The sequence below is a fragment of the Bradyrhizobium sp. WSM1417 genome, from assembly GCF_000515415.1.
GTDB lineage: Bacteria > Pseudomonadota > Alphaproteobacteria > Rhizobiales > Xanthobacteraceae > Bradyrhizobium.
In genome coordinates this window covers 3,689,414-3,701,685 of record NZ_KI911783.1, presented here as the reverse complement: position 1 = coordinate 3,701,685, position 12,272 = coordinate 3,689,414, and the positions used below count along the sequence as shown (strand labels likewise).

The window sequence follows — 12,272 nt, the reverse complement described above, 5'->3', positions numbered from 1 at the left end:
CATGGGATTCTTCGAACGATACCTTACTCTCTGGGTTGCGTTTTGCATCGTGGCCGGCGTCGCGCTGGGACATGTCATGCCAGGCTTCTTTGCTGCGGTCGCGACCGCTGAGGTTGCCAAGGTCAACCTGCCGGTTGCGGCGCTGATCTGGCTCATGATCGTGCCGATGTTGCTGAAGATCGATTTCGGCTCGTTGGCCCAGGTCCGCGAGCATTGGCGCGGCGTGGGCGTGACCCTTTTCATCAATTGGGCCGTAAAACCATTCTCGATGGCGCTGCTGGGCTCTTTCTTCATCGGCCATGTGTTCGCACCAATGCTGCCGCCGGGCCAGATCTCGTCCTACATCGCGGGCCTGATCCTGCTGGCCGCCGCGCCTTGCACCGCTATGGTGTTCGTATGGTCCAACCTGTGCGAAGGGGAGCCTCACTACACTTTGAGCCAGGTCGCGCTCAACGATTTGATCATGGTCTTCCTGTTCGCACCGCTCGTGGGACTGCTGCTCGGGGTGGCCTCCATCAGCGTCCCCTGGGGCACATTGCTTCTGTCAGTCTTGCTATACATCGTGGTCCCCGTGATCGTCGCGCAAGTGTGGCGACGAGTGCTGCTGCAAAAGGGCGGCGATGCTTTGGCCCGCAGCCTGCGAACGCTGCAACCTCTTTCTCTCGTTGCGTTGCTGGCGACGTTGGTTCTCCTGTTCGGCTTTCAGGGAGAGCAGATCGTCAGGCAGCCGGGCGTGATCGCGATCCTCGCAGTGCCGATCCTGGTCCAGGTTTATTTCAATGCGGGCCTGGCGTATTGGCTCAGCCGGAGGTTTGGCGTGGCCTGGTGCGTCGCCGCTCCAGCAGCGCTGATCGGCGCGAGCAACTTCTTTGAGTTGGCAGTGGCGGCCGCGATCAGCTTGTTTGGCCTGGACTCCGGCGCAGCGCTTGCAACTGTGGTCGGCGTTCTTGTCGAGGTGCCGGTGATGCTATCCGTTGTCCGCATCGTGAAGGCGACCAGAGGCTGGTACGAAGCAGGCGCCGGCAAGGCGGCCACTGCGGTTGAGGTCCGATCATGAGCGTCACGATCTATCACAACCCCGCCTGCGGCACCTCGCGCAACACGTTGGCGATGATCCGGCAGAGCGGCGTCGAACCCCTCGTCGTCGAATATCTGAAGACGCCACCATCCCGCGAAAAGCTCGTCGAGCTCGTCAAGGCTCTGGGCATCTCCGTTCGCGAGTTGCTGCGGGAGAAAGGCACGCCCTACAAGGAGCTCGGCCTTGATGACCCGAAATGGTCGGACGACGAGCTGATCGAGCAGATGCTCGCGCACCCCATCCTGATCAACCGTCCGATCGTGGTGACGCCCAAGGGCACACGCCTGTGCCGTCCCTCGGAAGCCGTGATCGATCTCCTGGATAATCCCGTCGGCCGGTTCGTGAAGGAGGATGGCGAGGTGGTCGAAGCGCGATAGCGCTTATTTGGGATCAGATCTTCGGGATCTTCGCCCGCTCCACCACGCCGGTCCATTTGCTGATCTCGGTCTCGATCAGCTTCTTCATGTCCTCCGGCGAGCTGCCGCGAACCTCGCCGCCGACGGCGGTCTCCAGACGTTGCTTGAGGTCGGGATCCCTAAGAGCGTCCAACGTCGCCGCATTGAGTGCGGCCATGATGGCGGGCGGCGTTCCCTTCGGGGCCAGCAGGCCGGCCCAGGTGCGCACGTCATATCCCTTGATACCAGCTTCCTGAACCGTCGGCACATCGGGCAACAATGCGGTGCGGGTCGGCGAGGTCACCGCCAGGCCGCGGATCGCGCCCGCCTGTATCTGCGGGGCGAGCAGGACCGGCGTGCCGACGATTACCGGAATCTCTCCGCCGAGCAGCGCGGTGATCGATTGAGAATCGCCGCGATAAGGCACGTGCACGATCTCGACGCCGGCGGCTGCGTTCAACAGCTCGCCTGCAAGATGATGGGTGCTGCCGAAACCGACCGATCCGAAGGAGAGCGCACCGGGCTTCTGCTTTGCCATGGCGACGAGCTCGCCCAGCGATTTTGCCGGGTAGTCGCTGCGCACGGCGATGACGAGCGCGTAATAGACCAGCGTCGAGATCATCTCGAAACTCTCGGCCGGCTGGTATGCGAGACTCTTGTAGGTCGCCGCGGAAATGGCGTGAGCGCCGGTGACGAGCCCGATCGTGTAGCCGTCGGGCGCCGCTTTCGCGATGGCATCCGCGGCGATGTTGCCGCCGGCGCCGGGCTTGGCCTCGACGATGGTCGGTTGTCCGAGCTTTTTCGAGAGCCCGTCGGCGATGATGCGCGACAGCGTGTCGGCCGCGCCCCCGGCGGCAAATCCATGCAGCAGCCGGATCGGGCGCGACGGATAATTGTCGGCCGACGCCGGAGTGGTTGCGAGACAACCGCCAAACAGAAAAATCGCCGCAGCAAGCCGCTTCATCCTTCGCATGGATGCGTCCTCCCTTTTGATTGTTCTATCGTTGGCCGCGACGAGGCGGCGTTCTTCAAGTCGAGTTTGAATCCGCTAACGGGCGAACTCCGTGCATTCAGGCGATGGCGGCATGCCCCAGACGTCGCGCGGCAGACCGACCCAGACTTTTGGCCGCTGCGGTCGATCGCGATGCCAGGGACGCGGCTCGAAATAGCCGAGCGCCTCGTCGGTCATGCGGTCGAGGTCGTGGAACAGCTCGACCAGATGCCCGTCGGGATTGCGATGATAGATCGCCGTGTTGTGGCCGGGGCCGTGACGTACCGGTCCCCAGAGCACCGGGAGCTTATGTCGGGCGAGATGATCGCACGCCTGCTGCATGTGGGTCGGCCCCCGCAGCTCGAACGCGACATGATGCAGGCCGCGGCCGGGCGCGCGCGCGAAGTTCAGCGTGTGATGTTCATAGCCGCTGCGCATGAAGACGAAGCGGTCCTCGATCCAGTCGGAGACCCGCAGGCCCATCATGTTCGCGTAAAACTCAGAGGCCGCGCGCGGATCGGGCGTGCGAAGGGCGACATGGCCGAGCTTGCTGACGGCAAGCGCACCGATGCGCTCCTGCGCGGGCGTCGGCTTCCAGCCCTGGATCAACTCGAAGCGTGTGCCTTCGGGATCGCTGAACGACAGCGAGTTGGAAACGCCAGGCAGGGGATCGCTTTTCAGTTCGGGTCGCAGATCGGCCTGCTTCAGCGCGGCGCCCAGCGCCTCGATCTGGACATCAGGAGATATCTCGAAGGCAATGCTCGTCAGCGCCACGTCGCCGGGTTCGATCACCAGCGAAAGCTGCTCGGAATCGTTGGCGAGGAAGCTGCGGTTGCCGTCGCGGCCGACGAGGCCAAGACCGATCACGGCGCGGTAATAGTCGAGCAACCGCTCGGGATCGGGCGAGGCAAAGCTCGCGTGACGAAGCCGGGTGAAGCGTGCAATGGGTGCTTGTGTCGTCATCGTGCAATCCACCCCCTCATGGCGTCATGATGATCTTGCCGAGCGCCGAGCCTTGCTCGAGCAGCGTGTGGGCCTGCCTGACCTCGTCGAGCTTCAGGACCGCCGAGATGGCCGGCTTGATCGCATTGCGGCTCAGCGCGTCGATCACGTTGCGCATGAGCGCGCGACGCCCGTCGCGATCGTGGTCGTAGATGTGGAAGGAGAAGCAGCGTATCGCCGGGCAGATGTCGAGATGGTCTCGCATCGCCGCCATCAGGTTTTCTTCCGGCAATCCTGCGAAGGCGTTGTACGACAGCAGCGTCCCCCATTTGCCGAGCGCGCCGAGATAGCCGGTGAACTCGGGCCCACAGACGTGATCGAGCACGAGGCCGACGCCCTCGCCATTGGTCAGCTCGCGGGTCCGCGCCACCACGTCTTCGCGGCGGTAGTAGATGACATGATCGGCGCCGTTGCCGCGCGCGAATGCGGCCTTCTCGTCGGTGGAGACCGTGCCGATGACATTCATCTGCGCGAGCTTGGCGAGCTGCACCAGCGCGGTGCCGACACCACCGGCAGCCCCGATCACCAGCACGCTCGCCGGTGCACGCGGATGGCGGCACTCGTGCAGCAGCGCGTAGGCGACCTGATAGTTCGACAGGCACACGGCCGCTTGCAGATCGACATTGTCGGGCAGCACGTGAATGGCGTCCGCGGGCGCGACCACATAGTCGGCGTAGCAGCCGCCGCGCTGCGGCAGGTCGCGCGCGCTCAGCAGCACCTTCTGGCCGATCGCAAGCCCCTCGACGCCGGACCCAAGCGCGGCAATGCGGCCGGCGACGTCGTTGCCGGGATTGGCCGGCAGCGGCGGCATCCATTTGTAGACGCCACGCCGGATCAGCACATCGGGCTGCCCGACGCCGAATGCTTCGGCGCGGATCTGCACCTGGCCGGGTCCGGGCACAGGCATCGGAAGCTCGACCACTTCGAGTGCGTCCGGCCCACCCGGCTGACGCACTAGCACCGCTCTCATGTTGTCACACGCCTCCCAAGCCATATTTTCGAAAATCATATCCTTTACGAAAATTATTGCAAGATGCTCGTTAGCGCGCCATGTTGAGATATCGATTCAATGACAGAAACCATGTCCGACAGCGCCATTCGCCCCCGCAAGGAATTCGGCAAGACCGTTGCCGCCGACATCACCCATCGGCTGCGCGAGGAGATCATCGCCTGCGGCCTGGCCCCGGGCGAGCCGCTGCGATTCGACGTCCTGCGCGAACGATTCGGCGTCAGTTTCACGACGCTGCGCGAGGCGCTGACGGCGCTTACCGCCGAAGGCCTGGTCGACGCGCAGGAGCAGCGCGGGTTTCGCGTGGCGCCGGTCAGCCGCCAGGATCTGGTGGAGGTCACCGATGCGCGGGTGCTGATCGAGGTGGAATTGATCCGCCGCGCGATCGAGCGGGGCGACGACGATTGGGAAATCGCCGTGATCTCGACACTGCATAGATTAAAGCGAATCGAGCAGCGCGACCCCGAACATCCGCTGCGCGATCCCGAATGGAAGATCGCCCATCGCCAATTCCACCAGGCGCTGGTCTCCGCCTGCGGCTCCGCGACACTCCTGGCCATTCGCGCCGAGTTGTTCGATCGCGCCGAGCGCTATCGGCATCTGTCGGCCAATTTCCGGCCGCGTCCGCGCGACAAGGCCGGCGAGCACCAGGCGATCATGCAGGCCGCCATCTCGCGCAATCCGGATCTCGCGGTGCAGCTGATCGAGACGCATATCCGCTCGACCGCCTCCAACGTCGCGACATACGCCGCACACCTGCTCGATACCGAATAGGCTGCACCGGCTTTTTATCGCCGTGGGCTTGCGTCCCGCCTGATTTTCGAAAATAATAGGGAAGATCGAAAATACCAACCTTTGGGACGAAACCATGAAGCTGCTGTCGTTCTTGGACGGAAATCGGGAAAGCTGGGGCGCCGTTGTCGAAAATGGCGTCGTGGATCTCGGTCGCGCCCTGCCCCAGTACCCTGTTCTCGCGGACTTCCTCGGCAGCGACGACTATGCGCGGCGCGAGGCCATCGTCGCCGGGCACAAGCCCACAATGGCGCTGAGCAACGTCAAATATCTTCCGGTGATCCCGCGTCCGGAAAAGATCGTCTGCGCCGTGCGCAATTATCTCGACCACCACAATGAAGCCGTGGCGTTCGGCATGAAGCGCGAGATCACGGAGTTTCCGCCGATCTTCCTCCGGGTCTGGCGCTCCCAAGTCGCGCACGACGCGCCCGTGATCCGGCCGAAAGTCTCGGACAATTTCGACTGGGAGGGCGAGCTTGCTGTCGTCATCGGCAAGGGCGGCCGTCACATCAGCCAGGCCAACGCCTGGGATCACGTGGCGGGCTATTCGATCTACAACGACGTCAGCGTGCGCGACTGGCAGCGTCACGCCCAGCAGATCGCCTCCGGCAAGAACTTCGTCGGCACCGGCCCGTTCGGACCATGGCTGGTGACGCCGGACGAAATCGGCGATCCCACCAAGCTGAAGCTCGAGACGCGCGTCAACGGCGCGGTGGTGCAATCCTCCGACACCTCGATGCTGATCTTCTCGATCCCGCGGCTGATCGAGTACAGCTCGACCATCTTCGATCTCGTCCCCGGCGACGTCATCGCCACCGGCACGCCGGCCGGCGTCGGCTTCACCCGCAAGCCGCCGGTCTTCCTCAAGCCCGGCGACGTGGTCGAGGTCGAGATCGAGAACATCGGCGTGCTGCGCAATCCCGTCGTCGACGAAGCATAGAGCCTGTGCATGTCGTCCCAAGAGGTGGCCCAAGACGTGTCCTATGACATCCGCAAGACCGCGCTCAGCGTCGAGACCATCTGGCACGAGCGCGGTCCCCGGCTGGAGAAGCCGCTGCTGGTCGGAACGGCCGTCGCGGTGATCCGCAATCCGTTCGCCGGCCGCTTCGAACCTGACCTGATGCCGTTTCAGGCATCCTTGCGCGAGCTCGGGCGTGAGCTCGCAACGCGGCTGATCGCACAGCTCGGCGGCGCCGCACGGATCGAGGCTTATGGCAAGGGCATCATCGTCGGCGAGGACGGCGAGCTCGAGCATGGCGCGGTCTGGCACGAAGCCGGCGGCCAGGGCATGCGCGAGGTGCTCGGTCAGCCCAAGGCGATCGTCCCGGCGGCGAAAACCATCGGCGGTCCGGGCACGCGGCTCATGATTCCGCTCGGGCACATTCACGCCGCCTATGTCCGCAGCCATTTCGGCACCGCGGAGATGACGCTATGGGATTCACCGCGGCGCGACGAGATTGCCTTCGGGCTGGTGATGGCGACCGGCGGCCGGCCTCACGCGCGCATTGGGGGCCTCGCGGCATCCGCCATCTCCGTGCACGACGGGCAGCGTTGACGAGCACACGATGCGCTGAAGGATTTGTCGGGAAGCTGCTGAAGCAGCGCTTAACCGACGCAATCAAGCGCCGGCGCGCTGCCGAAAATGATCAACCCTAGAAACGATCAGCCTTTGGAGACGACCGCGCGACCGTAGGGCGGCTGGGCCGCGACCGGCGGGTTGGCGGTCTGGGCGGCGAGTTCGCCGATCAGACGGTCGGCATCGGCGGCCATGCCGTCGGGCGCCTGGATCACCAGCCGCTCCAGCCCCCAGCGGTAGGACGAGACGCGCTGCTCGAGGCACTGCTGCACCCACTGGATGATCAGCGAATTCTCCTGCATGCGCTGGACCGCGTCCTCCTTCTCCTGCGGCGAGAGGGAGGAGACACGCGCCATGCTGGCATTGCGCTTCTTGTCGAGGTCGATGACGCGGATCGCGGAGGCGAAGAACGGCTCGAAGCGGGTGATGTCGTTGCGCACGTCCTCCATCAGCTGCGTATAGCGCGAAGAATGCGAACGGTGCGGCTCGTCGATCAGCGTGCGACCGTACATGGTGCGGTCGAACACGACCTTTTGCCGCCAGGGCGAGGGCAGCGCCTTGTAGTCGCCGAACACGCTCTTCCAGGCAGGCCGCGACAGCGGCGGCTCGATCAGGGGATAGGCGAGGTCGCGAAGCTGGCGCTCCTCGTCGGTGAGCTGGAATTGGGATGGCTTGAGGCCGACGCTGGAGGTGACTTCCGCGCCCAGCCAGCGATGCATGTCGTCGCTGCGCATGTCGGCGCGGGTCCGGCCGAAATCACCGCCACTACAGGCGGCAAGCGCCGCGCCCAGCACTGCGAGCGTGACGGCCGTTACGGTGGGCCGGATCTGGCGGAGGTTCTCCGGCATTGCAAAGGCCGAGGCTAGCGGCGACGACGACGGCGCCCCGGCGCTGTGCCCTGCTCCGGCCCGTGATCGCCGCTGGTTTCGTCGCTCTCGCGCTCGATGCGGATCACGGGAAGGATCAAAATCGTGCCCATGTCCGCGCGCGGAGCCACGTCCCCCGACGCGCTCACCCGGCGACCGGCCGGAAATTCGATGATGGTCCCCATATCAGCTCTCTTCAATTGCCGCGCGACCCGGCGCGCCTCTGCAACATGCATTCATTAAGATCAGTTCATGGTTAACGGGATGTAAACGTGCCGGCGGGACCGTAACCGCACGGGCGGGACCCGCCGTCCCGTTGCGGCACGAGAACGCTTCAAATTGCCCGTTCGGCTTCACGCCTCGTTTTCCTTAACGAGCCTTTAAAGGAGCCCGCGATAGGCTGACGGCGAGTATCTCTTCCAGGTCGCGTATCTCTCCATGACCAAGTCGTTGTTTCCAGGATTCGACGGGCTGATGACCCTCTCCCGTCGCGAAGGCGTCGATGTTCGTCCGACGCTGCTGCGCGTGCTGACCGACCTCTATGTCCAGTCGAGCACCCATAGCGACGACGAGCAGCGCCAGTTCGTCGAGCTCGCCACACGATTGATCGACCAGGTCGACGACGCGACGCGCGCGGCCGTCAAGGCGCGGCTTGCGATCTATCCGTCGACGCCCGCGCCGATCATGCAGAAGCTCGGACTGTCGGCCGCGCAGGAGGGTCGGAGGGTCCCGCTCGCGCGCGAAATCCCGGCGCCCGCCCTTGCCGCCCCTCCTGCCCCCTTGCCGGTTCGCACGCCAACCGACGCCGAGCTGCGCATGGCCTCGAACATGGCGATGCAGCCAAAGGACGCGGCCGATATCCACGACATGTTCTTCCGCGCCGGCGCCTCCGAGCGCGCGCTGATCCTGCACAATCTGGCGCAGACCCCGTTGAAGGCCGCGCCGCGGATTCCGACGGTGCGCGCCAAGCGCGCGATCCAGATCCTCGAGATGGCCGCGATCGCGGGCGATGTCGAGAATTTCACCTCCGAGCTCGGCGACAGCCTGATCCTGCCCTCGCGCGTCGCAGCCCAGATCGTCGACGACGCAAGCGGCGAAGCGCTCGCGGTCGCCGCGCGCGCGCTCGACATGCCGAGCCCGGTGTTCCAGCGCATCCTGCTGTTCTTCAAGCCCGAGATCGGCAACTCCGTGACCGATGTGTACCGGCTGTCGCGGCTTTACGATCGCCTCAGCGACCGCGCGGCGCTGGTGATGCTGGCCGCCTGGCGCGGCTCGACGCTTGCCGTCACCCGTGCCAAGTACCAGCCGTCGCTGCACGACAGCGAGCGCCAGCGCGCACGCGCGGGCGCAAGCCAGACGCGTCCGGGCGTGCAGCCCGGCTCCGCGCCTGCGGTGCGGACGGGGACTGACGGATCGGATCGTTAGGTCTTCGCCAGCTCGAGGAAATGCCGCCCGGCGCGGTCTTCGGTCTCGACGATCCAGATGTCGGAGTCGAAGCGGATCTCCTTGGTCAGACGCTCCTCCACCGCGGGCTCCGGCATCGGCTGCGGCGCAAGCGGCACGAAGAAGCGATCAACCGGCCGACCGTCGTCATAAGAGGTCTGCGGCGCGGGCACATAGAGCATCGCATTGCCGTCGAGCAGCGACACCTTCACGAATACCGCACCCGCCTCCTCCGCGCCGCGGCGGCGCACCGCGCCGTACACGCCCTCGGTCTGGCACCGGCGCAGATAGGCTGAGACCCAGATGTTTGATTTCAAACGCATGGAGCGCACGATAAGCCAGTGCTGCAATGAGCACCAGCCTTCAGGCTTCTCTCGGCGAAGCGTCGACTATTCGACGGGGTGGCCGATCGCGGCGCCGAGCTCGCGGAGCAGCCGGTCGGACAGCTGGCCGGTGACCTGCATCTTGTGCTCGCGTTCGAATTTCTGGATCGCGGACTGGGTCTCGGCGCCCATCGCGCCCGTGATCTTCAAATTCCCGTAGCCGTATTCGGAGAGCGCGCGCTGCACGCCGGCGATGCGCCGCGCGGCCGCGCTCTGCTGCAGGGGAATCGGCGCCGGCGGTCGCGCGACGGAGGGCGGTGCCGAAATCGTTTGCTTGACCAGGTTGGTCATGGGATCGCCCGAGCGCGGCGTCGATGCGGTCGCCTCGACGGGCCTCTCCGGCGACTTCTCGGCGGCGCGCTCCGCAGGTCTGGGCTCGGCACGAAACTCCGTCGCTCTCGGCTCGAGCGGAGAGGTATCGGCTCCGACGGGACGCGGACGGGGCAATGGGTTCGACAGCGCCATGGACGACGGTGCGGGAAGATTGATCACGGTACCGAACATCGGCGCCGGGTGCCGGCCGGTCTGCAGGAACAGCGCATTGGCAACGATCGCGCCGATGGCGGCAACGGCGACGAGACCGGCCAGCGTATCCTTGGGGCTATGCAGCAGCACGCGCAGCACGAGATTGCGCTCGGTCTCGACATCGATGACCGCGGCCTTGGCGCCACGGCGGCGCGGAGCGGCTTCGTCCTTGGCAGACTTCTTAGGCACTTTTCTTCACCAGAGCGGGTTGGTCCTGAACTTGGTCGTGAGGGTGGTCCTGAAGTTCGTGGTCCTGAAGTTCCTGGCGCAGCACCGGCGTCAAGGTCGCGATCTTGCTCTCGCTCGCCTTGCTGTCGGACATCTTGCCATCAGAAGTCTTCATATCAGACGTCTTGGCCTGCGGCGTGTAGACCAGCGGCAGCTTGACGGTGACGGCAGTGCCCTCGCCGAGCCTGCTTTGTACCGTCAATTCGCCGAGATGCAACGCCACCAGGCTCTTCACGATCGAAAGTCCGAGGCCGGTGCCTTCGTGACGGCGCTGATAGGTCTTGCCGGCCTGGAAGAACGGCGCGCCGATGCGCTTGAGATCGTCAGGCGCGATGCCTATACCGGTGTCGCTGACGCGCAGCGCAAGCTGCGAACCCGAGACCGCGGCTGTGACGGTGACCTGACCGCCGCGCTCGGTGAACTTGACCGCGTTGGCGACGAGGTTGAGCACGATCTGCTTGAAGGCGCGCGGATCGCCGGTCATGACGGGCAGGTCCTGCGGCGCATCGGTGACGAGATCGACGCCGTTCTCCCGCGCCTTCAGCGCCAGCAGATTGCAGCAATGCATCAATGATGCACGCGGCGCGAACGGTTCCGACGCCATCTCGAAATTGCCCGATTCCATCTTGGACATGTCCAGGATGCCGTTGACGACCGAGAGCAGATGCTGGCCGGAATCGTTGATGAGCTGCGCGTATTCCCTCCGCTGGGCCGCGCCCAGCATCAAGGTCTGCTCCTGCGTGATCATCTCGGAGAAGCCGATGATGGCGTTGAGCGGCGTGCGCAGCTCATGGCTCATGGTGGCAAGGAAGCGCGTCTTGGCGGCGTCCGCCGCCTCTGCAGCGCTGCGTGCCTCGTCGAACGCCTGCTCTCCGAGCTTGCGGTCGGTGACATCGCGCATCACGGCGACGACATCGGCCTCGCGCGTGGCATCACGGCCCATATCCTGATCGAGCGGGCGGCAGCGCATCTCGACCCAGATGAAATCAACCTGGGCGCGCTCCGAGCCGGCCCGCTCCCGGCGCAACCGGAACTCGACGCTGCGCACGTCGCCGCGCGCGGCATCGGACAGCGCCGTCAGATACGCCGGCCGATCGGCGACATGGACGCGATCGAACAGGCCGTGGCCGAGCAGTTGCGCGACGGGCACGCCGAGCATGGCTTCCACCGCCGGTGAAATGAACTGCACCGCGCCGTTGCGCTGATGCCGCGAGATGACGTCGCTCATGTTCCGCGCCAGGAGGCGGTAACGCTCTTCCTCGCGCGACAGCAGCGCAACGCTGGTGCGCGCGAGCGATTCCGCACCGAAAGCCAGGCCCGCGGCGTAGAGCGTCGCAGAGGCGACGCCGAACGCCATCAGCACGCTGCGTTCCGCGGCGCTGGTGTCGCCAATCGGCAGCCAGCCGAGCTGGCCGAAGAGAATCAGGATGCCGGCGCAGGACAGCGCCAGCAGCGATGCAAAGGCCGCGACGCGGCGCGACGCCGACAGCGCAGCTTCGAGGGGGACCACAACCAGCCAGATCGCGGCGAATGATTCGATGCCGCCGGTCGTCACCGCAACGGCCATGATCAGACCCGTGAGCGCGAGCGACGACAGCACATGCGCGCCTTCGTAACGGCCGGTGCGCGACAGGAACCAGGACAACAGGATCGGCGCAATCAGCCAGGCGAAGGCTGCGACCTCGATCGCGCTCGGCGCGCCGCGCATGGCGAGATAGACCGGGAATGCGGCGAAGGCGGCCAGGCTGCCGAGCAGCCGCGGGGCCATGAAGGCACGATGGCGCGCTCGCGTCAGCGCGTCGTAACGCGCGGAGGGATGCAGCAGCGCATCGAGACAATCGCGGATGATACTCAAAACTGTCACGGGTCTCGCGCTTCGGCTCATTCGTCGGGAAGACGCGCCGGAACGCCTCCTTATCGTTGAGCCACCGTGTCAGAGCGACCTTAAACGAACACTAAGGCAGCGCGGCGCGCCGCCGGACAC

14 protein-coding genes are annotated in these 12,272 nt (G+C 65.3%); 6 read left to right on the top strand and 8 right to left on the bottom strand.

Going from position 1 to position 12,272, the window contains the following annotated elements; translation table 11 throughout:
- Position 1: 1 nt before the first annotated feature.
- Together arsB and arsC are read left to right on the top strand one after the other, a co-directional pair.
- Positions 2-1,057 carry an ACR3 family arsenite efflux transporter gene (gene arsB, locus BRA1417_RS0117745; protein WP_027516925.1) on the top strand — a complete coding sequence of 352 codons (1,056 nt, stop codon included), beginning with the start codon at positions 2-4 and terminating at the stop codon, positions 1,055-1,057.
- Positions 1,054-1,455, top strand: a complete 402-nt coding sequence (arsC, locus tag BRA1417_RS0117740) for an arsenate reductase (glutaredoxin) (RefSeq protein ID WP_027516924.1) — start codon at positions 1,054-1,056, stop codon at positions 1,453-1,455. Before arsB ends, arsC begins: the two co-directional genes overlap by 4 nt.
- Before the next feature lie 13 nt (positions 1,456-1,468).
- Here the strand turns inward: arsC and BRA1417_RS0117735 are convergent, their stop codons facing one another.
- From BRA1417_RS0117735 to BRA1417_RS0117725, 3 genes are all read right to left on the bottom strand, one after another.
- Entirely contained in the window at positions 1,469-2,446 is a 978-nt protein-coding gene (locus BRA1417_RS0117735; protein WP_027516923.1) for a tripartite tricarboxylate transporter substrate binding protein, read from the bottom strand.
- A 75-nt stretch (positions 2,447-2,521) separates the two neighbouring features.
- Complete coding sequence (locus BRA1417_RS0117730) at positions 2,522-3,427, bottom strand: VOC family protein (protein ID WP_027516922.1); 906 nt, start codon at positions 3,425-3,427, stop codon at positions 2,522-2,524.
- 16 nt (positions 3,428-3,443) lie between these two features.
- On the bottom strand, positions 3,444-4,436 hold the full coding sequence (locus BRA1417_RS0117725; protein ID WP_027516921.1) for a zinc-dependent alcohol dehydrogenase family protein: 993 nt from the start codon (positions 4,434-4,436) through the stop codon (positions 3,444-3,446).
- A gap of 111 nt (positions 4,437-4,547) precedes the next feature.
- On the opposite strand from BRA1417_RS0117725, the gene BRA1417_RS0117720 reads away from it, so the two are divergent.
- The 3 genes from BRA1417_RS0117720 to BRA1417_RS0117710 all read left to right on the top strand — a co-directional run bounded on the left by BRA1417_RS0117720 (position 4,548) and on the right by BRA1417_RS0117710 (position 6,822).
- Positions 4,548-5,249 carry a GntR family transcriptional regulator gene (locus BRA1417_RS0117720; protein WP_027516920.1) on the top strand — a complete coding sequence of 234 codons (702 nt, stop codon included), beginning with the start codon at positions 4,548-4,550 and terminating at the stop codon, positions 5,247-5,249.
- A 94-nt stretch (positions 5,250-5,343) separates the two neighbouring features.
- On the top strand, positions 5,344-6,207 hold the full coding sequence (locus tag BRA1417_RS0117715) for a fumarylacetoacetate hydrolase family protein (RefSeq protein WP_027516919.1): 864 nt from the start codon (positions 5,344-5,346) through the stop codon (positions 6,205-6,207).
- Between the two features lie 9 nt (positions 6,208-6,216).
- Positions 6,217-6,822: an amino acid synthesis family protein gene (locus BRA1417_RS0117710; protein WP_198034838.1), complete on the top strand. Its 606-nt coding sequence runs from the start codon at positions 6,217-6,219 to the stop codon at positions 6,820-6,822.
- 107 nt (positions 6,823-6,929) lie between these two features.
- Here the strand turns inward: BRA1417_RS0117710 and BRA1417_RS0117705 are convergent, their stop codons facing one another.
- Complete coding sequence (locus BRA1417_RS0117705) at positions 6,930-7,691, bottom strand: hypothetical protein (protein ID WP_027516917.1); 762 nt, start codon at positions 7,689-7,691, stop codon at positions 6,930-6,932.
- A gap of 14 nt (positions 7,692-7,705) precedes the next feature.
- Positions 7,706-7,894, bottom strand: coding sequence for a hypothetical protein (locus BRA1417_RS0117700; RefSeq protein ID WP_027516916.1), 189 nt, complete (start codon positions 7,892-7,894; stop codon positions 7,706-7,708).
- A gap of 253 nt (positions 7,895-8,147) precedes the next feature.
- Here BRA1417_RS0117700 and BRA1417_RS0117695 point away from each other — a divergent pair, with 253 nt between their 5' ends.
- A complete protein-coding gene (locus BRA1417_RS0117695) occupies positions 8,148-9,134 on the top strand; it encodes a DUF2336 domain-containing protein (RefSeq protein WP_027516915.1) in 987 nt (328 codons plus the stop codon).
- Here BRA1417_RS0117695 and BRA1417_RS0117690 read toward each other — a convergent pair.
- The 3 genes from BRA1417_RS0117690 to BRA1417_RS0117680 all read right to left on the bottom strand — a co-directional run bounded on the left by BRA1417_RS0117690 (position 9,131) and on the right by BRA1417_RS0117680 (position 12,173).
- Positions 9,131-9,475 (bottom strand): DUF1491 family protein, encoded by a 345-nt coding sequence (locus BRA1417_RS0117690; protein WP_027516914.1) that lies wholly within the window; start codon positions 9,473-9,475, stop codon positions 9,131-9,133. The two genes, BRA1417_RS0117695 and BRA1417_RS0117690, sit on opposite strands and share 4 nt — an antisense overlap.
- Before the next feature lie 66 nt (positions 9,476-9,541).
- The gene (locus tag BRA1417_RS0117685; protein WP_027516913.1) at positions 9,542-10,249 is read right to left on the bottom strand and encodes a peptidoglycan-binding domain-containing protein; all 708 of its coding nucleotides are present in this window, start codon (positions 10,247-10,249) and stop codon (positions 9,542-9,544) included.
- Positions 10,242-12,173 (bottom strand): PAS domain-containing sensor histidine kinase, encoded by a 1,932-nt coding sequence (locus BRA1417_RS0117680; RefSeq protein WP_156948799.1) that lies wholly within the window; start codon positions 12,171-12,173, stop codon positions 10,242-10,244. The genes BRA1417_RS0117685 and BRA1417_RS0117680 overlap by 8 nt, the downstream gene beginning before the upstream one ends.
- Positions 12,174-12,272 lie beyond the last annotated feature (99 nt).

Bases quoted from the DNA above. Each gene is read 5' to 3' on its own strand.
- BRA1417_RS0117725 (WP_027516921.1), bottom strand. From the start codon at position 4,436: ATGAGAGCGGTGCTAGTGCGTCAGCCGGGTGGGCCGGACGCACTCGAA.
- BRA1417_RS0117710 (WP_198034838.1), top strand. From the start codon at position 6,217: ATGTCGTCCCAAGAGGTGGCCCAAGACGTGTCCTATGACATCCGCAAG.
- arsB (WP_027516925.1), top strand. From the start codon at position 2: ATGGGATTCTTCGAACGATACCTTACTCTCTGGGTTGCGTTTTGCATC.
- arsC (WP_027516924.1), top strand. From the start codon at position 1,054: ATGAGCGTCACGATCTATCACAACCCCGCCTGCGGCACCTCGCGCAAC.
- BRA1417_RS0117715 (WP_027516919.1), top strand. From the start codon at position 5,344: ATGAAGCTGCTGTCGTTCTTGGACGGAAATCGGGAAAGCTGGGGCGCC.
- BRA1417_RS0117735 (WP_027516923.1), bottom strand. From the start codon at position 2,446: ATGCGAAGGATGAAGCGGCTTGCTGCGGCGATTTTTCTGTTTGGCGGT.
- BRA1417_RS0117680 (WP_156948799.1), bottom strand. From the start codon at position 12,173: ATGAGCCGAAGCGCGAGACCCGTGACAGTTTTGAGTATCATCCGCGAT.
- BRA1417_RS0117700 (WP_027516916.1), bottom strand. From the start codon at position 7,894: ATGGGGACCATCATCGAATTTCCGGCCGGTCGCCGGGTGAGCGCGTCG.
- BRA1417_RS0117695 (WP_027516915.1), top strand. From the start codon at position 8,148: ATGACCAAGTCGTTGTTTCCAGGATTCGACGGGCTGATGACCCTCTCC.
- BRA1417_RS0117705 (WP_027516917.1), bottom strand. From the start codon at position 7,691: ATGCCGGAGAACCTCCGCCAGATCCGGCCCACCGTAACGGCCGTCACG.
- BRA1417_RS0117720 (WP_027516920.1), top strand. From the start codon at position 4,548: ATGTCCGACAGCGCCATTCGCCCCCGCAAGGAATTCGGCAAGACCGTT.
- BRA1417_RS0117730 (WP_027516922.1), bottom strand. From the start codon at position 3,427: ATGACGACACAAGCACCCATTGCACGCTTCACCCGGCTTCGTCACGCG.
- BRA1417_RS0117690 (WP_027516914.1), bottom strand. From the start codon at position 9,475: ATGCGTTTGAAATCAAACATCTGGGTCTCAGCCTATCTGCGCCGGTGC.